The organism is Streptomyces sp. NPDC021356 (assembly GCF_040641015.1).
GTDB lineage: Bacteria > Actinomycetota > Actinomycetes > Streptomycetales > Streptomycetaceae > Streptomyces.
The window spans coordinates 62,351-83,583 of the sequence record NZ_JBFACU010000021.1 but is presented as its reverse complement, the minus strand read 5'-3'; the positions used below and the strand labels follow the sequence as shown (position 1 = coordinate 83,583).

14 protein-coding genes are annotated in these 21,233 nt (G+C 73.0%); 13 read left to right on the top strand and 1 reads right to left on the bottom strand.

Annotated features, from left to right (window positions below):
* Window positions 1-269: 269 nt before the first annotated feature.
* The 9 genes from leuS (at window position 270) to holA (ending at window position 12,391) form a co-directional block, all read left to right on the top strand.
* Entirely contained in the window at window positions 270-3,152 is a 2,883-nt protein-coding gene (gene leuS, locus AB0G56_RS26595; RefSeq protein ID WP_360973479.1) for a leucine--tRNA ligase, read from the top strand.
* 129 nt (window positions 3,153-3,281) lie between these two features.
* A complete protein-coding gene (locus tag AB0G56_RS26590; RefSeq protein WP_360973477.1) occupies window positions 3,282-4,028 on the top strand; it encodes a hypothetical protein in 747 nt (248 codons plus the stop codon).
* A 72-nt stretch (window positions 4,029-4,100) separates the two neighbouring features.
* Window positions 4,101-4,946, top strand: coding sequence for a DegV family protein (locus AB0G56_RS26585; RefSeq protein WP_360973475.1), 846 nt, complete (start codon window positions 4,101-4,103; stop codon window positions 4,944-4,946).
* Between the two features lie 188 nt (window positions 4,947-5,134).
* The gene (locus AB0G56_RS26580; protein ID WP_360973473.1) at window positions 5,135-6,271 is read left to right on the top strand and encodes a ComEA family DNA-binding protein; all 1,137 of its coding nucleotides are present in this window, start codon (window positions 5,135-5,137) and stop codon (window positions 6,269-6,271) included.
* 65 nt (window positions 6,272-6,336) lie between these two features.
* Entirely contained in the window at window positions 6,337-9,126 is a 2,790-nt protein-coding gene (locus AB0G56_RS26575; RefSeq protein WP_360973570.1) for a ComEC/Rec2 family competence protein, read from the top strand.
* A 4-nt stretch (window positions 9,127-9,130) separates the two neighbouring features.
* The gene (locus AB0G56_RS26570; protein WP_360973471.1) at window positions 9,131-9,976 is read left to right on the top strand and encodes an arylamine N-acetyltransferase; all 846 of its coding nucleotides are present in this window, start codon (window positions 9,131-9,133) and stop codon (window positions 9,974-9,976) included.
* A 146-nt stretch (window positions 9,977-10,122) separates the two neighbouring features.
* Window positions 10,123-11,004, top strand: coding sequence for a YceI family protein (locus AB0G56_RS26565; RefSeq protein ID WP_360973469.1), 882 nt, complete (start codon window positions 10,123-10,125; stop codon window positions 11,002-11,004).
* A 52-nt stretch (window positions 11,005-11,056) separates the two neighbouring features.
* Window positions 11,057-11,302 carry a hypothetical protein gene (locus AB0G56_RS26560; protein WP_360973467.1) on the top strand — a complete coding sequence of 82 codons (246 nt, stop codon included), beginning with the start codon at window positions 11,057-11,059 and terminating at the stop codon, window positions 11,300-11,302.
* 99 nt (window positions 11,303-11,401) lie between these two features.
* Window positions 11,402-12,391, top strand: coding sequence for a DNA polymerase III subunit delta (holA, locus tag AB0G56_RS26555; protein ID WP_360973465.1), 990 nt, complete (start codon window positions 11,402-11,404; stop codon window positions 12,389-12,391).
* Window positions 12,392-13,137: 746 nt separating this feature from the next.
* Here holA and rpsT read toward each other — a convergent pair.
* Window positions 13,138-13,404 carry a 30S ribosomal protein S20 gene (rpsT, locus tag AB0G56_RS26550; protein ID WP_053750780.1) on the bottom strand — a complete coding sequence of 89 codons (267 nt, stop codon included), beginning with the start codon at window positions 13,402-13,404 and terminating at the stop codon, window positions 13,138-13,140.
* Window positions 13,405-13,626: 222 nt separating this feature from the next.
* Between rpsT and lepA the strand changes: the two genes are divergently transcribed.
* The 4 genes from lepA (at window position 13,627) to hemW (ending at window position 21,112) form a co-directional block, all read left to right on the top strand.
* Window positions 13,627-15,495 carry a translation elongation factor 4 gene (lepA, locus tag AB0G56_RS26545; protein ID WP_360973463.1) on the top strand — a complete coding sequence of 623 codons (1,869 nt, stop codon included), beginning with the start codon at window positions 13,627-13,629 and terminating at the stop codon, window positions 15,493-15,495.
* A 273-nt stretch (window positions 15,496-15,768) separates the two neighbouring features.
* Entirely contained in the window at window positions 15,769-17,649 is a 1,881-nt protein-coding gene (locus tag AB0G56_RS26540; RefSeq protein ID WP_360973461.1) for a long-chain fatty acid--CoA ligase, read from the top strand.
* A gap of 133 nt (window positions 17,650-17,782) precedes the next feature.
* Window positions 17,783-19,690: an ATP-binding SpoIIE family protein phosphatase gene (locus AB0G56_RS26535; protein WP_360973459.1), complete on the top strand. Its 1,908-nt coding sequence runs from the start codon at window positions 17,783-17,785 to the stop codon at window positions 19,688-19,690.
* Window positions 19,691-19,879: 189 nt separating this feature from the next.
* Window positions 19,880-21,112: a radical SAM family heme chaperone HemW gene (hemW, locus tag AB0G56_RS26530; RefSeq protein WP_360973457.1), complete on the top strand. Its 1,233-nt coding sequence runs from the start codon at window positions 19,880-19,882 to the stop codon at window positions 21,110-21,112.
* The last annotated feature ends 121 nt before the right edge of the window (window positions 21,113-21,233 follow it).

The window sequence follows — 21,233 nt, the reverse complement described above, 5'->3', positions numbered from 1 at the left end:
CGGGGAGTCCTCGTCCCCGGAGGGGCTGTCCCCATAGCGGCTGTTACGCCGGGTAATCACAAGACTGTCGCGGGGCCGTCGAGGGCTGCGGTACCCTGACGCCATGCGTGCCGTACGCCTTCTGCTTAGCGAGCCGCGCTGATCAGTCCCGACCGCCGGGCGAATCGGTTGGTCGGAATCGGCGCGGCGTCCCCTCCTGTGCGAGGGGATTTTTCATTTCCGGAAAGTCGCAGCCGCGGGCAGAGACGATCGATGGAGCTTTGAGGATCATGAGCGAGACGAACCCCGCCGCCCCCGCCGCCACGTCGGCGGAGGCTGCGCCGCACCGCTACACGGCCGCCGTGGCGGCCGACATCGAGGCACGCTGGCAGGACTTCTGGGAGGCCGACGGCACCTACGCGGCGCCCAACCCCAAGGGTGACCTGGCCGGTGACCCGGACCTGGTCGCCCGCCCCGAGAAGTTCATCATGGACATGTTCCCGTACCCCTCCGGTGCGGGCCTGCACGTGGGCCACCCCCTGGGCTACATCGCCACCGACGTGTACGCCCGCTTCCAGCGGATGACCGGCCACAACGTGCTGCACACCCTGGGCTTCGACGCCTTCGGCCTGCCCGCCGAGCAGTACGCCGTGCAGACCGGCACGCACCCGCGCGTGTCCACCGAGGCCAACATCGAGAACATGAAGGCCCAGCTGCGCCGGCTGGGCCTGGGCCACGACAGGCGCCGGTCCTTCGCCACGATCGACCCGGAGTACTACAAGTGGACCCAGTGGATCTTCCTGCAGATCTTCAACTCCTGGTACGACGACGAGGCGAAGCAGGCCCGCCCGATCGGCGAGCTGATCGTCCGGTTCGAGTCCGGTGAGCGGCCCGTACCGGGGCACACGCGCGCGTGGGGCGAGCTGACCGCCGCCGAGCGCGCCGACGTCCTGGGCGAGTTCCGCCTGGCCTACGCCTCCGACGCGCCCGTCAACTGGTGCCCCGGCCTGGGCACCGTGCTGGCCAACGAGGAGGTCACCGCCGAGGGCCGCTCCGAGCGCGGCAACTTCCCGGTCTTCAAGGCCAAGCTGCGCCAGTGGAACATGCGCATCACCGCGTACGCCGACCGGCTCCTGGAGGACCTGGAGGAGCTGGACTGGCCCGAGGCCATCAAGCTGCAGCAGCGCAACTGGATCGGCCGCTCCGAAGGCGCCCGGGTCGACTTCCCGATCGACGGCGAGCACATCACCGTCTTCACCACCCGCCCCGACACCCTGTTCGGCGCGACCTACATGGTGCTGGCCCCCGAGCACCCGCTGGTCGAGAAGTTCACCCCGGCCGCCTGGCCCGAGGGCACCCACGAGGTGTGGACCGGCGGCCACGCCACTCCCGCCGAGGCCGTCGCCGCCTACCGCGCCCAGGCCGCCGCCAAGTCCGACGTCGAACGCCAGGCCGAGGCCAAGGACAAGACCGGCGTCTTCACCGGCGCGTTCGCGACCAACCCGGTCAACGGCGAGAAGATCCCCGTCTTCATCGCCGACTACGTCCTGATGGGGTACGGCACCGGCGCCATCATGGCCGTCCCGGCGCACGACAGCCGCGACTTCGCCTTCGCGCGCGCCTTCGAACTGCCGATGCGCTGCGTCGTGGAGCCCGGCGACGGCCGCGGCACGGACCCCGCCGCCTGGGACGACGCGTTCGACTCCTACGACGCGAAGATCGTCAACTCCGCCGGCGACGGCGTACGGCTGGACGGCCTGGGCGTCGCCGAGGCCAAGGCCCGCATCACCGAGTGGCTGCAGGGCCGGGGCATCGGCGAGGGCACCGTCAACTTCCGGCTGCGCGACTGGCTGTTCAGCCGCCAGCGCTACTGGGGCGAGCCCTTCCCGATCGTCTACGACGAGGACGGCACCGCCCACCCGCTGCCCGAGTCGATGCTGCCCCTGGAACTGCCCGAGGTCGAGGACTACTCGCCGCGCACCTTCGACCCCGACGACGCCGACACCCAGCCCGAGACGCCGCTGTCGCGCAACGAGGACTGGGTCAACGTCACCCTGGACCTGGGCGACGGCCCGAAGAAGTACCGCCGCGAGACCAATACCATGCCCAATTGGGCCGGTTCCTGCTGGTACGAGCTGCGCTACCTGGACCCGCACAACGACCGCGCCCTGGTCGACCCGGAGATCGAGCGGTACTGGATGGGCCCGCGCGAGGGCCGGCCGCACGGCGGCGTCGACCTGTACGTCGGCGGCGCCGAGCACGCCGTGCTGCACCTGCTGTACGCGCGCTTCTGGTCCAAGGTCCTCTACGACCTGGGGCACGTCTCCTCCGCGGAACCGTTCCACAAGCTGTTCAACCAGGGCATGATCCAGGCCTTCGTCTACCGCGACAGCCGGGGCATCGCGGTGCCCGCCGCCGAGGTGGAGGAGCGCGACGGCGCGTACTACTACCAGGGCGAGAAGGTCTCCCGGCTGCTCGGCAAGATGGGCAAGTCCCTGAAGAACGCCGTCACCCCGGACGAGATCTGCGCGGAGTACGGTGCCGACACGCTGCGCCTGTACGAGATGGCCATGGGCCCGCTGGACGTCTCACGGCCGTGGGACACACGCGCGGTGGTCGGCCAGTTCCGGCTGCTGCAGCGGCTGTGGCGCAACATCGTCGACGAGGCCACCGGCGAGGTCACCGTGATCGACGCCGCGCCCGACGAGCAGACGCTGCGCGCCCTGCACAAGGCGATCGACGGGGTGCGCCAGGACCTGGAGGGCCTGCGCTTCAACACCGCCATCGCCAAGGTCACCGAGCTGAACAACCACCTGACCAAGGCGGACGGCCCCCTCGCGCGCGCGGTGGCCGAACCACTGGTGCTGATGGCCGCCCCGCTGGCCCCGCACATCGCCGAGGAGCTGTGGCACAAGCTGGGCCACACCGACTCCGTAGTCCACCGGGACTTCCCGGTCGCCGACCCGGCGTACGTCGTGGACGAGGCCGTGACCTGTGTCGTCCAGATCAAGGGCAAGGTCAAGGCGCGCCTGGAGGTGCCCCCGTCCATCTCCGGGGAGGAGCTGGAGAAGGCCGCGCTCGCCGACGAGAAGGTCGTCGCCGCGCTGGGCGGCGCCGTCATCCGCAAGGTGATCGTGCGGGCGCCGAAGCTGGTGAACATCGTGCCCGCCTGACGCGACGCGCACCGCTCGGGGTAGTCCCCTACGGGCAGGTTCGGGGTTCTGTCGGAACCCTGAACCTGCCCGCTGCGTTTACCGTGGAAGAGCGGCGCGGACGGCGCCGCGAAGCGGAGGAGGAGCGTCGTGGAAGCAGTCGTCGCGGTTTTCGCCGTGCTCTTCGTGCTCTGCCTGGTCCTCGGCGCCTACGCCACGGTCAAGGCGGTCGGCGCCGCCAAGCGCGGTGTGGACCGCACCATCGGCCAGGCCCGCCGCGCCGTGGAGGACCAGACCCTGCGGGCCAAGTCCTTCGCCCAGCCCGGCCCGGCCGGCGAACTGGCCCAGCTCCGGCTCACGCTGCGCACCTCGATGCGCGCCACCCAGGACGCCCTGTACGCGGGCGCGGCCGAGGACGAGTCCCTCAAGGAATCCATCGCCCTGTTCGAACGCCTCAGCGCCCACGGGCAAGAGCTGGACCACGAACTGAAGCGGCTGGAGAGCGAGCCGGACCGGGCCACGCTCGCCGAGCGGCTGCCACCCCTGAGGGAGCGGACGCACCGCATCACGCAGTCGGCCGACGCCCTGCGCTGGGCGGCCCACGACCGCGCCCGCCGCTTCGCCGACGACGACCTGGACTCCCTGAGCGCGCAGATCGGCGTGGAGGCCGACGCCCTGCGCCACTGGACCAGCACGGAACCGCCGCCCGGCGCCCCCGCGTGGGGTGAGCCCTCGGCTGAGCCGGCCCCCGGCGATGCGGACCGGCGCACGCCGCCCGCGGCCACCCGCCCGGACCCGGACACCGTCCAGGACCGCTCCCGGCCCGCCATCACCCCGCCAGGCCGCCGTCCCGCGTACTCCTGGCAGAAGAAGCCCCGCCCCGAGAGCACCACCTGATCCGGCCAAGCGTCCACCCGGTCAGAGGGGCTGGGCTGCCGCCCGAGCGCTACGGCAGGTAACCTCCAGCTCATGTCCCGCCATGTCGCGATCGTCACCGATTCAACGGCCTACCTGCCGCCGCGGACGATGGAGCGCCACGGCATCACCGCGGTTCCGCTGACCGTGGTCCTCGGTGACCAGGCACTCGAAGAGGGCACCGAGATCTCGACCCGCTCCCTGGCCCAGGCGCTGCAGAAGCGGCGCTCCGTCACCACCTCGCGCCCCAGCCCCGAGCAGTTCGCCGAGACCTACCGCAAGGTCGCCGAGTCCGGCGCGAGCGGCATCGTCTCCCTGCACCTGTCCGCCGAGCTGTCGGGCACCTACGACGCCGCCGTGCTCGCGGCGCGCGAGGCACCGGTGCCGGTACGGGTGGTGGACACCGGGACGGTCGCCATGGCCCTGGGCTTCTGCGCCCTGGCCGCCGCCGAGACGGCCGGCAGCGGAGGCACGGTGGACGACGCGGTCACGGCCGCCGAGAAACGCGCCGCGGGCACCTCCGCCTACTTCTACGTCGACACCCTCGACTATCTGCGCCGCGGCGGCCGGATCGGCGCCGCGCAGGCCCTGCTCGGCTCCGCCCTCGCCGTGAAGCCCCTGCTGCAACTGCAGGACGGCCGTATCGAACTGCTGGAGAAGGTACGGACGGCGTCCAGGGCGATCGCCCGCCTGGAGGAGATCGCCGCCGAGTGCGCGAGCGGGCCCGGCATCGACATCGCCGTCCACCACCTCGCCGCCCCCGACCGGGCCGCGGCCCTCGCCGACCGGCTGCGGGCGCGTGTCCCCGGGCTGGCCGACCTGCATGTGAGCGAGGTCGGCGCGGTGATCGGCGCGCACACCGGGCCGGGCCTGCTGGGAGTCGTGGTCTCTCCTCGCTGAGGCGTGGACGGACCGGACGTGCCTGGTCGGACGTGCCTGGTCGGACGTGCTTGGTCGGGCGTGGCCGGATCGGAAGTGGACGCGAGGGATCACCCGCGTGGGTGACCAAGTTGTCCACAACCGGCGGGTAATCCCCGGGAATTGAGCAAGATCATCACGAAGTGGCCGATCCGTCCGATGCTGACGGCATGGCACTTCGATCACACTCACGCTCACGTTCAGGTACGGCGACGGCGACCAGCGGACCCGGCCGGGGTCCCGGCTCGGACGGCCGGACCCGCGACCACCGTCACTCCCTTCGTCCGCACCGGCGCCACGCTCCCGTCCGGCAGGGGCTGCGGCAGCGGCAGGCCCCGGCCGAGGACCTGCGCCGACGCGCCGAAGTCCTCTTCGCAGGACCCACCGCGCCGACCGGGGAGTCGGGCAGCGGCCCGCCGCGGATCCCCGGGCCGGCCGCGCACGGGGGAGGGGACGGATGCGGGGACGGGGACCGCGTCAGTGCCCCAGGCACTGTAGGCAGCGCCTCCGACGTGGCCGATGCGACGGAAGTGCCCGACGCGCCCGACGCGGCGCGGACCTGGCGGGAGCGGCCGTGGCGGGAGCGGGCCGGCCTCGCGCTGCGCGAGCGGATGCCGCTGTGGCTGCAGAAGCGGTGCGCGATCGAGCGCAGGAACGTGATCGCGCTAACGGTGGTGCTCGCCGCCGTCGCGGCTCTGGCCGCGCAGCACTTCTGGACCGGCCGCACCCGGTCGGTCGCGGCGCCGGAAGTGGTGCGTGCGGCGGCGCCCCGGCCCGGCCGGGACGGGGGCAGGAGCCTCCCGGCGGACGGCCTGGCATCCGTACCGGCCGCCGCCCCTTCGACCGGTGCGCAGCAGATCGTGGTGGACGTCAGCGGCAAGGTCCGCCGTCCTGGTGTCCACCGGCTCCCGGCGGGCTCACGGGTCGCCGACGCGATCCGGGCGGCGGGCGGCGCACGGCCCGGGACCTCCCTCGACAGCCTCAACCGCGCCAGGTTCCTCGTGGACGGTGAGCAGGTGGTCGTCGGCGGACCGGCACCGGCTGCGGGACCGGGCGGGGCCGGCCCGGCCGGGACAGGACCGGCCGGGCCGGGATCTTCCGCTACGGGTCCGGCGGTCCCCGTCTCCCTCAACACCGCCACCGCGGAGCAGTTGGAGACCCTCCCCGGCGTCGGCCCGGTGCTGGCGCGGCACATCATCGACTACCGCACTCAGCACGGCGGCTTCCGCTCGGTGCAGGAACTGCGGCAGGTGACCGGCATCGGCGACCGTCGCTTCGCCGACCTGCGCGACCTGGTGCGGGCATGAAAGCGGCCACCGCGGCAACGCCCGGCCGTCCCGCCGCCGGGCCCGCCGACCGCCTCCGTCCGTCGGTGCACGCCGACTCCGGCAACCGGCTCGGCGCGGCCCACCCCCGGCAGGAGGGGCCGACCGACCTTCGGCTCGTGCCCCCGGCACTCGCGGCCTGGGCGACGGCGGCCCTGACTCTGGACGCCTCCGCGAGGTGGGTGACGGTGTTCGTGCTCGCCTGTCTCGCCGCGAGCGCCGCACTCGTCCTCAGCCGACGGGCCGGGCGACGAGGCCCGACCCGGGCAGGGACCGACGACCTGGCCCGAGCAGGGACGCACCGCCCCGCCCGGCCAGGGACCGACCGCCCTGCCCGAGCACGGAGCGACCAACCAGCCCCAGAAGGAACCGATCGCCCCACCTGGGCAGAGGCTGACCACCCCGCCCTGCCAGACACCGACCGCCCGGCCCTGCCAGACACCGACCACCCCTGCGGGACCAAAGCCGACCACCCGGCCCAGGTCGGTACCGACCACCCGACCCGCGTACCCACAGTCCGCCCCCGCACAGGTGACCTGCCAGGTGGCCGAGTGCCCGGTTGGGTGCGTGTCTCCGTCTCGGCCGCGCTGCTCGCCGCCGCGGCAGCCGCCGCCTCGGCGGGGCTGCACGGCGCGGATCTGCGGCGCGGCCCGGTTCCGGAGCTCGCGCGGCGGTACGCGACGGTGACCGCCGAGGTGGAGCTGACCTCCGACCCACGGCTCACCCGTCCCCGGGTCAGCGGTGACCACATGGCACCGGTCTCCGTACTGCTCGACGCGGACGTACGACGCGTCGAACGGCCGGACGGAACGGCGGCGAGGACCCGCGCGCCGGTCCTGATCCTCGTGGACACCGGGGCGCGGGGCGACGAACCCTCAGGTGCGCGGGCGGCCGGCGGTCGGGGTGCGCCCTGGCTCGGGCTGCTGCCCTCCACACGGCTGCGGGTGACCGCACGGCTGGCGCCGCCACTGGCGGGCGGCGACCGGATCGCGGCGGTGCTGAAGGTCCGGGCCGGAGCGGCACCCGAGGTGATCGGGGGCCCGTCCGGGCCGCAGCGCCTGGCGGGCCGGCTGCGGGCCGGGCTGCGCGCGGCGACCGACGGGCTGCCGGCGGACGCGCGGGCCCTGCTGCCGGGACTGGTCGTCGGGGACACCTCGCGGATCACGTCCGAACTGGACGAGGCGTTCAAGGAGACGGACCTCGCCCACGTCCTGGCCGTCTCGGGGAGCAACCTCACGATCCTCCTCGCCCTGCTCATCGGACCGCCCGGTCTGGCCCAGCACGTCGAACGCAGGGGCCTCGCGCCCCGACTGGGGCTGCCGCTGCGGGCCACCGCGCTGCTGGGCGCGGTACTCACCCTGGGGTTCGTCGTCGTGTGCAGGCCCGACCCGAGCGTGCTGCGCGCCGCGGCCTGCGGGGCGGTGGTGCTGCTGGCCCTGGCCACGGGGCGGCGCAGATCGCTGATCCCGGCGCTGGCGACGGCCGTTCTGCTGCTGGTGCTCTACGACCCGTGGCTGGCCCGCAGTTACGGCTTCCTGCTGTCGGTGCTGGCCACCGGCGCCCTGCTCACGCTGGCACCCCGTTGGAGCGCGGCGCTGCGCCGCCGACGGGTCCCCGCCCGCCTGGCCGAGGCGCTTGCCGCGGCGGCCGCGGCGCAGGCCCTGTGCGCGCCGGTGGTGGCCGTGCTGTCGGCCCGGGTGAGCCTGGTGGCGGTGCCGTGCAACCTGCTGGCGGAGATCGCGGTCGCCCCCGCCACGGTGCTGGGCTTCGCGGCGCTGGCGTGCGCACCGGTCGCGCTGCCCGTGGCCAGGGCGCTGGCCTGGTGCGCGAGTTGGCCGACCGGATGGATCGCGGACGTCGCCCGCACCGGTGCGGGGTTGCCCGGCGGGGGAGTGGACTGGCCGGGCAGCTGGACCGGGGCGCTGCTCCTGGGCCTGGTCACGGTGGTGCTCGTGCTGCTGGGCCGGCGGCTGCTGCGCCATCCATGGCTGTGCGGGGTCTGCGGGGCGCTGCTCCTGCTGGCGGTGGTGCGACCGCCGCCGCTGACCCGGGTGCTCACGGGCTGGCCGCCGCCGGGGTGGCGGTTCGCGATGTGTGACGTGGGGCAGGGCGATGCGACGGTGCTGGCGGCGGGGCCGGGTGCCGGGGTGGTGGTGGACGCGGGCCCTGATCCGCGGCGGGTGGACCACTGCCTGCGTGCCCTCGGCGTCACCAGGGTCCCGCTGGTGGTGCTGACCCACTTCCACGCCGACCACGTGACCGGCCTGCCCGGGGTCCTGCGGGGCCGCTCGGTGGGGTCGATCGAGACGACGGGGTACGAAGAGCCCGCGGAACAGGCGGCGTTCGTCCGCGGTGAGGCGGCGCGGCGGGGCATCCCGCTCACCCGTGCCGTCGCGGGGGAGGAGCGGCGCACCGGCACCCTGTCCTGGCGGGTGCTGTGGCCGTCGGCGCGTCCGTCCGCGCGGCCGGACGGCCCCAACGACGCCAGCGTCACGCTGCTCGTCCGCTCCGGCGGGCTGCGGCTGTTGCTGCTGGGCGACCTGGAGCCCCTGGCGCAGCAGGAGTTGGCGCACTCGCCGGAGGCGGCCGGGCTGGCCAGGGTGGACGTGCTGAAAGTCGCCCACCACGGGTCGGCGTACCAGGACCCCGACCTGATGAGGACGGTGGCCCCGCGACTGGCGCTGATCTCCTGCGGCGCGGGAAACATGTACGGGCATCCGGCTCCCCGTACGGTCGCGGCGCTGCGGGCCGGGGGCGCGGTGGTGTTGCGGACGGACCGGGACGGGACGCTCGCCGTGTCCGGGGAGGGCGCGGGGCTGCGCGTGGCGCGAGACTGAGGGCATGAACGCCGCACAGGCCGCCGCCTACCTCGACCGGATCGGGGCCGCGCCCCCGGCCTCGCCCACCGTCGCCGCCCTGCGGGAGCTGCATCTGCGGCACCTGCGGACCGTGCCCTTCGAGAACCTCTCCGTCCACCTCGGCGAGGAGATCGTGCTGACCGAGGAACGGCTGCTGGACAAGGTGGTGGGCGCGCGCCGGGGCGGGTTCTGCTACGAACTGAACGGCGCGTTCGGGGCCCTGCTCACCGCGCTCGGTTTCGGCGTGGCGTTGCTGGCGGCCCGGGTGTACGGGGAGGAGGGGCGGCTCGGGATCCCGTACGACCATCTCGCGCTGCGGGTGCGGACGGGGGACGGGGGCGACTGGCTGGCCGATGTGGGGTTCGGGGCGCTGAGCCACTTCCCGCTGGCCTTCCGGGAGCGGGAGGAGCAGGTGGAGCCGGGCGGGACGTTCCGGATCGTGCCCGCCGACCCGGACGCGGCCGGGGTGCGCGGTGCCGGGGCCGGGGCCGGGGCGGAGGGTGTGGATCTGGACGTGGTCCGCGACGGCCGGCGCCAGTACCGGCTGGAGTCACGGCCGAGGGCCCTCGGCGACTTCGTGTCCGGGGCCTGGTGGCACAGCACGTCGCCCGCCTCGCACTTCATGCGGTCGCTGGTGTGTTCGCGGCTGACGGAGGACGGAGGGCGGATCACCCTCGGCGGCCGGACGCTGACGACTACGGGCCCCGACGGAACGCGGGAGGTGGAGGAGCTGGGTTCGGACGAAGAGGTGCTGGCGGTGTACCGGGACCGGTTCGGCATCGCGCCGGGCTGTGTGCCGACTGTGCGCAATCCCCTCGGGAGCGGCTGATTTTGGCCACACTGCGCCACTCGTGCGACCCGCGGTACATGCCCCGGTTTCCCATGATGTGATCCCGTGTTGCCTCGAAAGCCCCATCGGTGATCGAATGCTTCTTTGGTAACAGCTGTTCTCACATCGTGCAGAAGGTGTCGTAGATGATCGGCCGCTTGCTGGGAAGCCGAACGAAGCGCGTGCAACGGACGAGTCCCCTGGCGGCGGTGTGGACCCCACCGAGCGCGGGAGTGCTGAGCTGCCGAGTGCTGGATCCGGTCAACCAGCCCGTCGAACAGGCCGAGTTCGCGGTGCTCGACACCGCGGGACGCAAGGTGGTCAGCGGCGGGACGGACCCGTTCGGGTCGTTCGTGGCGGCGGTTCCCGCTGGGGAGTACCGGCTCGCGGTGACCGCCGAGGGGTACGCGCCCTACCGGGCCGCGGCGACGGTCGCGGAGAACTCGCTCACCTCGCTCGGCGACGTGACGCTCCAGGTCTCGCAGCCGCCCGAACTGCCCGCGCCGGGCGACTGGGAGATCGAGCCCGCCCATTCCTCGATCGCCTTCACCGCCCGGCACATCGGGCTGGCCCGGATCCACGGGCGGTTCAACTCGTTCGCCGGTGTGGTGCGGGTCGCCGAGGAGGTCGAGCGCTCGGCGATGCACGTGGTGATCGACGCGGCGTCCATCGACACCAACGTCAAGATGCGGGACGACCACCTGCGCTCGGGCGACTTCCTGGACGTGGCGCGGTTCCCGACCCTGGAGTTCTACAGCGACCGGTTCGCGCACCGCGGCGGCAACCGTTGGGCCGTCACCGGGGCGCTGTCGCTGCACGGCGTGACCCGTACGGTCACCCTGGAGACGGAGTACCTCGGGCTCGGCAACGGCATGGAGGGCGAGGCCCGGGCCGCCTGCCGGGCCACCACCGAGCTGCACCGCGACGACTTCACGGTGAGCTGGCAGACGATGCTGGCGCGCGGCATCGCCGTGGTCGGCCCGACCATCAAGATCGAACTCGACATCCAGGTCGTGCCCAAGGGCTGAGCGGCCCACCGCCGGTGAAGGCGCCGACGCGCCGTGCCCGACAATGGCGTGCGTGAGTGACGTGAGACATGTCCTGGTGCTGCCCGACCGCGACGCGGCGGAGGAGGCCGCGGAGGCGCTCGGGGAGCGGTTCGGGCTCCAGGAGGAGCCGCGGCTGGTACGGGAGGCGCTGGCGGGTGAGGACGACGCGGAGGACGCCCAGTGGCTCGTCGTCCTGCGTGACGAGGAGGAACGGCTCGACCCGGCGGAGCTGGACGCGTTCGCAGGGGAGTGGGAGGGCTGGCGCGAGGAGCCGTGACCGCGGGGCGTCCTGCTCCAGGGGCGCCCCGACCGGCCGCAGGCCTGGGCCGTCCGCGCGCCGGGGGCGTTGTCAGTGGGCCGTGGGATGCTTGTCGCGATGGCCAGGAAGACTGCGAATGACGACCCTCTCGCCCCGGTGACGCTCGCCGTGGGCCAGGAGGACCTCCTGCTCGACCGTGCGGTGCGGGAGGTGGTGGCCGCCGCCCGGGCCGCCGACGCCGACACGGACGTACGCGACCTCACCCCCGACCAGTTGCAGCCCGGCACGCTCGCCGAGCTGACCAGCCCCTCGCTCTTCGCCGAGCGCAAGGTCGTGGTCGTCCGCAGCGCGCAGGACCTGTCGGCCGACACCGTCAAGGACGTGAAGGCGTATCTGTCCTCGCCCGCCGAGGAGATCACCCTCGTGCTGCTGCACGCGGGCGGCGCCAAGGGCAAGGGCCTGCTGGACGCGGCCCGCAAGGCGGGGGCGCGGGAGGTGGCCTGCCCGAAGATGACCAAGCCCGCCGACCGGCTCGCCTTCGTGCGGGGCGAGTTCCGCGGTCTGGGCCGCTCGGCGACGCCCGAGGCCTGCCAGGCGCTGGTCGACGCGATCGGCAGCGACCTGCGGGAGCTGGCGTCGGCGGTGTCCCAGCTGGTCGCGGACGTGGAGGGCACGATCGACGAGGCCGTCGTCGCCCGCTACTACACGGGCCGGGCGGAGGCCTCCAGCTTCACCGTCGCCGACCGGGCCGTCGAGGGCCGCGCGGCGGAGGCCCTGGAGGCGCTGCGGTGGTCGCTCGCGACGGGCGTGGCCCCGGTGCTGATCACCAGCGCGCTGGCCCAGGGCGTACGGGCGATCGGGAAGCTGTCCTCCGCGCGCGGCGGACGGCCCGCGGACCTTGCGCGCGAGCTGGGCATGCCGCCGTGGAAGATCGACCGCGTCCGCCAGCAGATGCGTGGCTGGACTCCGGACGGTGTGGCGGTGGCCCTGCGTGCGGTGGCCGAGGCGGACGCCGGCGTGAAGGGCGGCGGCGACGACCCGGAGTACGCCCTGGAAAAAGCGGTGGTGACCATCGCCCGCGCGGCCCGCTCCCGGGGACGCGGATGACCCCGCGGCCGTGCCGAGGCCGTCGCCTTCCCGAGCGGACGTCGTCGCTTCCGTGAGAACGCCGTCGCCTTCCCGGGCGGACGTCGTCGCTTCCGTGAGAACGCCGTCGCTTCCCTGAGCGAACGCCGTCGGCGTTCCCGGGCGGGGGACGACAGGCGACACCGGCACCCCCAAGCGGTCGGCACCACTGCTCCGGAGCGTAGGCACCGTCGTCCTGGCCGAAGCCTCCCGCCGACCGGCACCGGCACCAGCGTCCTGGCCGAAGCCTCCCCGCCGACCGGCACCGGCACCGGCGTCCTGGCCGAAGCCTCCCGCCGACCGGCACCGGCACCGTCGCCCTGGCCGAAGCCTCCCGCCGACCCGCACCGGCACCGGCACCAGCGCCCTGGCCGAAGCCTCCCCGCCGACCCGCACCGGCACCGGCACCGTCGCCCTGGCCGAAGCCTCCCGCCGACCCGCACCGGCACCAGCGCCCTGACCGAAGCCCCGGCCGAGCGGCACTGGCGCCTGGTGGGGACCCCCGCCCGACGCCGAACTTCTTGAATCCCGAACCCCCCTGCCGTACCCGTCAAAGGCCGAAGGCCCCGGCCGCCGTCCCTGGGGAAGGGAGGCTGCCGGGACCTTCGGATGATGCTCGTGGACCCATGCCCGCGTGGCGAACGCAGGCCGCGCATGGGGCCGGGGTGCCGGGCGGGAGCGGATGAGAGAGGGCCCGCTCGGATCCGTCCGGCGTCAAGTCAGGGAGTTCAGCCCTTGAGGGTCGCGACCTTGGAAGCCAGCGCCGACTTCTTGTTGGCGGCCTGGTTCTTGTGGATGACGCCCTTGGAGACGGCCTTGTCGAGCTGGCGCGCGGCAGCGCGCTGGTACTCGGTGGCCTTCTCGACGTCACCCGCGGCAGCGGCCTCGCGGGCCTTGCGGATCGCGGTCTTCAGGGAGGACTTGACGGCCTTGTTGCGCAGCCGAGCCTTCTCGTTGGTCTTGATCCGCTTGATCTGGGACTTGATGTTCGCCACGAATGAGCCTTCTCTTTCGAAAATTTTCCGGTGTGCCTCGCGCTGAGAGGGCATGAGACACAGCCCCCCACGTTACCAGCGGCCCGGTGCGCGACCCAAACCGGTCGCCGCTCCCCGGCCCCGGCCGGGCATGGGACCATGGAAAGACTACGTATCGATCCGACCCGAGACCGCAGACGCACCAGCAGACGTATGCGGACGCCTCAAGAATCAGGACCCTGCGTGCCCGCGACCCCCAGCCATGTGCCCGAGCCGAGCCGTACCGACCCGGCGCTGATCCGCAATTTCTGCATCATCGCGCACATCGACCACGGCAAGTCCACTCTCGCCGACCGGATGCTGCAGCTGACCGGTGTGGTCGAGCAGCGGCAGATGCGCGCCCAGTACCTCGACCGCATGGACATCGAGCGCGAGCGCGGCATCACGATCAAGTCCCAGGCGGTGCGGCTGCCGTGGGCTCCCACCCACGACCCCGGCGCCACGCACATCCTCAACATGATCGACACGCCGGGGCACGTCGACTTCACGTACGAGGTGTCCCGGTCGCTCGCCGCCTGCGAGGGGACCGTCCTCCTGGTCGACGCGGCCCAGGGCATCGAGGCCCAGACCCTCGCCAACCTCTACCTGGCGATGGAGAACGACCTCACGATCATCCCGGTCCTCAACAAGATCGACCTGCCGGCCGCGCAGCCGGAGAAGTTCGCCGAGGAGCTGGCCAACCTGGTCGGCTGCGACCCCGAGGACGTGCTGAAGGTCTCCGCCAAGACCGGTCTCGGCGTCGAGGCGCTGCTCGACAAGGTGGTCGACCAGATCCCCGCCCCGGTCGGCGTCAAGGACGCTCCCGCGCGCGCGATGATCTTCGACTCCGTCTACGACTCCTACCGCGGTGTCGTGACGTACGTCCGTGTGATCGACGGCCAGCTCAACAAGCGCGAGCGCATCCGGATGATGTCCACCGGCGCCACGCACGAGCTGCTGGAGATCGGCACCAACTCCCCGGAGATGCTGCCCGCCGACGGCCTGGGCGTCGGCGAGGTGGGCTACCTGATCACCGGTGTGAAGGACGTCCGCCAGTCCAAGGTCGGTGACACCGTCACCAGCCAGCACAAGGGCGCCACGGAAGCGCTGGGCGGGTACAAGGACCCCAAGCCCATGGTCTTCTCCGGGCTGTACCCGCTGGACGGCTCCGACTACCCCGAGCTGCGCGAGGCGCTGGACAAGCTCCAGCTCAACGACGCCGCGCTCGTCTACGAGCCGGAGACCTCCGCGGCCCTCGGCTTCGGCTTCCGCGTCGGCTTCCTCGGCCTGCTCCACCTGGACGTGATCCGGGAGCGGCTGGAGCGCGAGTTCGGCCTCGACCTGATCGCGACCGCCCCCAACGTGGTCTACCGCGTGATCATGGAGGACGGCAGCGAGATCACCGTCACCAACCCGAGCGAGTTCCCCGAGGGGAAGATCGCGGAGGTGTACGAGCCGGTCGTACGGGCCACCATCCTCGCGCCCACCGAGTTCATCGGCGCGATCATGGAGCTGTGCCAGACCCGGCGCGGCACCCTGCTCGGCATGGACTACCTCTCCGAGGACCGCGTCGAGATCCGCTACACGCTCCCGCTCGCGGAGATCGTCTTCGACTTCTTCGACCAGCTGAAGTCCAAGACCCGCGGCTACGCCTCCCTGGACTACGAGCCCACCGGCGAGCAGTCCAGCTCCCTGGTCAAGGTCGACATCCTGCTGCACGGCGACAAGGTGGACGCCTTCTCGGCGATCACCCACAAGGACCAGGCGTACGCGTACGGCGTCCGGCTCGTCGCCAAGCTCAGGGAGCTGATCCCGCGGCAGAACTTCGAGGTGCCCGTGCAGGCCGCCATCGGTTCGCGCGTGATCGCCCGCGAGACCATCCGCGCCATCCGCAAGGACGTCCTCGCCAAGTGCTACGGCGGTGACATCTCCCGTAAGCGGAAGCTGCTGGAGAAGCAGAAGGAAGGCAAGAAGCGCATGAAGATGGTGGGTTCCGTGGAGGTTCCGCAGGAGGCCTTCATCGCGGTGCTCTCCAGCGATGACAGCACGGCGTCGGCCAAGGGCAAGAAGTAACCGGCGGTAGCACGGATCGAGCGGCCGCCGCGTCGGTGAACCGGGTGAAAAGGGGCTCGTCGCACGAAAGTGCGGCGGGCCCCTGCGCGTGCGCGTGGTAGCGCTCGGTGGGAAGTCTCAGGCCACAGCCTCTTACGCGGTGGCCGGTCGCCCTTTACCCTGATGCCTGCTCGCTAGTTACTCGTGAGTTAAACAACGCCGAACCACCACCCGTGAGTCAACCCAGCCGCACCTGAGCCAGCCGCCGCACTGTCGCGGGCCCCGGAGGATGTCGTGAGCGACGCACAGACCCTGATCGAGAACCGTCCGCCGTCCGTGGCGGCCCTCTTCCTGGAGCGTGTGGCGGCCACACCGGACGCCGAGGCCTACCGCTACCCCGTACCGCCGTCCTCCGGTGAGGGCCCCGACGAGTGGCGGTCGCTGAGCTGGGCGCAGGCCGCCGAGCGGGTGCACGCCATCGCCGCCGGACTCATCGAACTGGGCGTGCGCCCCGAGGAGCGCGTCGCGCTCGCCTCCTCCACGCGCGTGGAGTGGGTGCTGGCCGACCTCGGCATCATGTGCGCGGGCGCGGCCACCACCACGGTCTACCCCCAGACCAACGCCGAGGAGTCCGCGTTCATCCTGTCCGACTCCGAGAGCAGAGTGCTCCTCGCGGAGAACGCCGGGCAGCTGGCCAAGGCCGTCGAACGGCGCGCCGAACTGCCCGACCTGCGCCACGTCGTCGTGATCGACCCGGCGGGCGTGGAGAGCGGCGACGACGGCTGGGTGCTCACCCTCGCCGAGCTGGAGCAGCGCGGCGCCGCGTACCTGGAGAAGCACCCGGAGCTGATCAAGGAGCGGGTCGGCGCGATCACCAAGGACCAGCTCGCCACCCTCATCTACACCTCCGGCACCACCGGCCGCCCCAAGGGCGTCCGCCTCCCGCACGACAACTGGTCGTACATGGCGAAGGCGATCGCCTCCACCGGCCTGCTCGGCCCCGACGACGTGCAGTACCTGTGGCTGCCGCTCGCGCACGTCTTCGGCAAGGTGCTCACCTCCGGGCAGATCGAGCTGGGGCACGTCACCGCCGTCGACGGCCGCGTCGACAAGATCATCGAGAACCTGCCGGTCGTCCGGCCCACCTACATGGCGGCCGTGCCGCGCATCTTCGAGAAGGTCTACAACGGCGTCGCCGCCAAGGCCCGCGCCGGCGGCAACGCCAAGTACAAGATCTTCCAGTGGGCCGCCGAGGTCGGCCGCGAGTACGCCAAGGTCACGCAGGACAACTTCAAGCGCACCGGCGTCCACTCCGCGCCCTTCGGCCTCGCCGCGAAGCACAAGGTCGCCGACACCCTCGTCTTCGCCAAGATCCGCGAGGCCTTCGGCGGCCGGCTGCGCGCCTGCATCTCCGGCAGCGCCGCGCTCGCCCCGGAGATCGGCTACTTCTTCGCCGGCGCCGGCGTCCACATCCTGGAGGGCTACGGCCTCACCGAGTCCTCCGCGGCCTCCTTCGTCAACCCCGGCGAGGCCTACCGCACGGGCACCGTCGGCAAGCCGCTGCCCGGCACCGAGGTCCGCATCGCGGAGGACGGCGAGATCCTGCTGCGCGGCCCCGGCATCATGCAGGGCTACCACAAGCTGCCCGAGAAGACCGACGAGGTGCTGGAGCCGGACGGCTGGTTCCACACCGGCGACATCGGCGAGCTGTCCCCGGACGGCTACCTGCGCATCACCGACCGCAAGAAGGACCTGATCAAGACCTCCGGCGGCAAGTACATCGCGCCCGCCGAGGTCGAGGGCCAGTTCAAGGCCGTGTGCCCGTACGTCTCGAACATCCTGGTGCACGGCGCCGACCGCAACTTCTGCACCGCCCTCATCTCGCTCGACGAGCCCGCGATCCTGGAGTGGGCCCAGGAGAACGGCCTCGAGGGCAAGGCCTACGCCGAGGTCGTCGCCGCCCCGCAGACCGTGGAACTGATCGACGGCTACGTCCGGCAGCTCAACGAGGGCCTGCAGCGCTGGCAGACCGTCAAGAAGTTCCGCCTCCTGCCGCGCGACCTCGACGTCGAACACGGCGAGATCACGCCGAGCCTCAAGCTGAAGCGCCCCGTGGTCGAACGGGCGTACAAGCACCTGATCGACGACATGTACGCGGGGGCGCGGGAGGCGTGAGGGCGTAGCTCATGCGTAGCACAGTTCTCGCCCCTGGCGGCCGAGTTCGGTAACTCGGTGCTTATGGACGCGGTCGGTCTGTCACCCTGTCGGCAACGACCGACCTATCGTCCGATCGCTCGGGGAGCTGTAGATGGGGGCCATTCCGACGCAGCGGGAGACGGGGTCCCGCGCCGGTGACCCGGCCGCGCGGCAGCGTGCGGGCGCGACCGGTGAGGTGTACGCGGCGCTGCCCGGCAGCCCGCTCGCGCCCGGCTCCGCCCGCGCGCTGGTCCGCGCGGGGTTCACGAAGTGGCGCGACGTGGGCCTGAGCGTCCCGGAGCGGCTCGCCGACGAGGTCCTGGTCGTCGTCAGCGAGCTGGTCACCAACGTCGTCGTGCACGCGGGCACGCACGCCGAGCTGACCTGCCGGCTGGAGGCGGAGACCGGCGCGTGCGTCGTCGAGGTGACCGACCACCACCCCTCGCGCGCCCCCCGCGACCACGGCCACGCTCAGGAACCGGCGTACGAGCCGGCGGAGTACGGCCGGGGCCTGCGCCTGGTCGCCGCGCTCGCCGAGGAATGGGGCATCACCTACCGCAGTGGCGCCAAGACCGTATGGGCGCGGCTGATCGCCGTGGACGACACGGGCGGCGAGGGCGGCGAAGGGCAGGCGACGGCCGCCGGGCAGGGCGCGGAGCCCTGGCTCGGGCTCGCCGAGGCCTTCGCACCCGGACCGCAGCGCGCCGAACGCGACCGCGAGTGGCTGGGACGCGGCGCGCTGTCCTTCCTCGCGGAGGCGTCCGACCTGCTCGCCGGGCAGCTCGACGAGGACCTGGTGGCCGCACTCACCGGCCAGCTCGTCGTGCCCCGGCTGGCCGACTGGTGCGCGGTCTGGCTGGAGGACGAGTCCACGGCGCGCGGCCTGTGGAGCGATGGCGCCGGCGCGCCCGGCCCGCGGCTCGCCCGCGTCTGGCACGGCAGCGAGAGCCACATCGAGGAACTGCGCCGGGCCCTGGAGAAGGACCCGCCGCGCCCCACCGACGACGTACTGAACTCCGGGCCCGTCCCCTACCCCTGGCCAGGCGAGGCACTGGGCCCGCGCGCCGCGGACGGCTCCGCGCTCGCCTACCGGCTGATCGCCGGCGGCCGGCCGCTCGGCACGCTCGTCATCGGCCGGGCCGGGCTGCTCCGCTTCCCCGACGAGATCACCGGGCTGGTGGAGGACCTCAGCCGGCGAGTGGCGCTCGGCATCGGCGCGGCCCGGCAGTACGCCCGCCAGGCCACCATCAGCGCCGTGCTCCAGCGCGGGCTGCTGCCCGGCGCGGTCGCCGAGATCCCGGGCATGCGCAGTGCCCTCGTCTACGAACCGTGCGTCCAGGGCGGTCCGAGCGGTGACTTCTACGACGTCTTCCCGGCCGGTGACGGCCGCTGGTGCTTCGCGGTCGGCGACGTCCAGGGCAAGGGGCCCGAGGCCGCCGTGGTCATCGGACTCGCCCGGCCCTGGCTGCGGCTGCTGGCCCGCGAGGGGTACGGCGTCGCGGACGTCCTCGACCGCCTCAACCAGCTCCTCCTCGACGACGCCACCGAGGCCGCCGACGCCGCGGCCCGGGCGCTGGTCGGCCCGGTCGTGCCCGGCGACGCCCCGCAGACCCGCTTCCTGTCCCTCCTCTACGGCGAGCTGGCCCCCTTCGAGGGCGGTGTGCGCTGCACCCTCGCCTGCGCCGGTCACCCGCTGCCGCTGGTCCTCGCCCACGACGGCGACGTCCGCACCGTCGCCCGCCCGCAGACGCTGCTCGGCGTCATCGAGGACGAGACGTACGTGTGCGAGAGCTTCGAGCTGGTGCCGGGCGACACCCTGCTGTGCGTCACCGACGGGGTGACCGAGCGGCGCTCCGGCTCCCGCCAGTTCGACGACGGCGACGGACTCGCCGCCGCCCTCGCGGACTGCGCGGGCCTCGACGCCGACCTGATCGCCGACCGCATCCGACGCCTGGTGCACGAGTTCGGCGAGCGCCCCCCGGAGGACGACCTGGCCCTCCTGGTCCTCCAGGCGCAGTGACCCGGGCCCTGCCTTCTGGCCTTCCTGTCTTCCGGCCTTCCGGCCTTCCGGCCGGGACGTGGGCCCGGCCCGGTGGCCCGGCCCGGTGGCCCGGCCCGGGGCCCGGGCCATCTGTGATCCGATCGCGCCCCGGCCGCCCGCCACCCCACTCGTCCCCGCACTGTCGCGGCGTGCTGGACAATGGAAGGCATGCCTTCCGCACTCCCCGACGGCGAGCCCGTCCCCGCCGACGGCGCGCTGCCCGCTTCCGCGCTCGCCGGGGCCGCCGGCCGGCCGCTCGGGTTCTACCTGCACGTGCCCTACTGCGCCACCCGCTGCGGCTACTGCGACTTCAACACCTACACCGCCACCGAACTGCGCGGCAGCGGCGGCGTGCTCGCCTCCCGCGACAACTACGCCACGACCCTGGTCGACGAGGTCCGCCTCGCGCGCAAGGTGCTCGGCGACGACCCGCGCCAGGTCCGCACGGTCTTCGTCGGCGGCGGCACGCCCACGCTGCTCGCGGCAGGCGACCTCGTACGGATGCTGGCGGCGATCCGCGAGGAGTTCGGTCTGGCGCCCGACGCGGAGGTCACCACCGAGGCCAACCCCGAGTCGGTCGACCCGGCCTACCTGGCGGCGCTGCGCGAGGGCGGTTTCAACCGGATCTCCTTCGGCATGCAGAGCGCGAAGCAGCACGTGCTGAAGATCCTCGACCGCACTCACACCCCCGGCCGCCCCGAGGCCTGTGTCGCAGAGGCCCGCGAGGCCGGTTTCGAGCACGTCAACCTGGACCTGATCTACGGCACCCCCGGCGAGTCCGACGACGACTGGCGGGCCTCCCTCGACGCGGCCCTCGGCGCCGGCCCCGACCACGTCTCCGCGTACGCCCTCATCGTCGAGGAGGGCACCGGGCTGGCCCGCCGGATCCGCCGCGGCGAGATCCCCATGACCGACGACGACGTGCACGCCGACCGCTACCTGATCGCCGACGAGATGCTGTCCGCGGCGGGCCTCGACTGGTACGAGGTGTCCAACTGGGCCACCTCCGAGGCGGCCCGCTGCCTGCACAACGAGCTGTACTGGCGCGGCGCGGACTGGTGGGGAGCGGGCCCCGGCGCGCACAGCCACGTGGGCGGCGTGCGCTGGTGGAACGTCAAGCACCCCGGCGCATACGCCGCCGCGCTGGCCGAGGGCCGCTCCCCGGGCGCCGGCCGCGAACTCCTCACGGACGAGGACCGCCGGGTGGAGCGCATCCTGCTGGAGCTGCGGCTCAGGGAGGGCGTGCCGCTCTCCCTCCTGCGCCCGGAGGGCCTGGCCGCCTCCCGGCGCGCGCTGTCCGACGGACTCCTGGAGCAGGCGCCGTACGAGACCGGCCGCGCCGTCCTCACCCTGCGCGGGCGGCTCCTGGCGGACGCGGTGGTGCGGGACCTCGTGGACTGAGGCCCACGCCCGGCAGGTCTCACGCCCGCCCGGCAGGTCTCACGCCCGCCCGGCAGGTCTCACGCCCGCCCGGCAGGTCTCACGCCCGCCCGGCAGGTCTCACGCCCGCCCGGCAGGTCTC

What these genes read in the sequence shown, in the direction of transcription:
- leuS (WP_360973479.1), top strand. Translation starts at nt 270, where the DNA reads ATGAGCGAGACGAACCCCGCCGCCCCCGCCGCCACGTCGGCGGAGGCT.
- AB0G56_RS26585 (WP_360973475.1), top strand. Translation starts at nt 4,101, where the DNA reads ATGTCCCGCCATGTCGCGATCGTCACCGATTCAACGGCCTACCTGCCG.
- AB0G56_RS26580 (WP_360973473.1), top strand. Translation starts at nt 5,135, where the DNA reads ATGGCACTTCGATCACACTCACGCTCACGTTCAGGTACGGCGACGGCG.
- AB0G56_RS26570 (WP_360973471.1), top strand. Translation starts at nt 9,131, where the DNA reads ATGAACGCCGCACAGGCCGCCGCCTACCTCGACCGGATCGGGGCCGCG.
- AB0G56_RS26565 (WP_360973469.1), top strand. Translation starts at nt 10,123, where the DNA reads ATGATCGGCCGCTTGCTGGGAAGCCGAACGAAGCGCGTGCAACGGACG.
- holA (WP_360973465.1), top strand. Translation starts at nt 11,402, where the DNA reads ATGGCCAGGAAGACTGCGAATGACGACCCTCTCGCCCCGGTGACGCTC.
- AB0G56_RS26535 (WP_360973459.1), top strand. Translation starts at nt 17,783, where the DNA reads ATGGGGGCCATTCCGACGCAGCGGGAGACGGGGTCCCGCGCCGGTGAC.
- hemW (WP_360973457.1), top strand. Translation starts at nt 19,880, where the DNA reads ATGCCTTCCGCACTCCCCGACGGCGAGCCCGTCCCCGCCGACGGCGCG.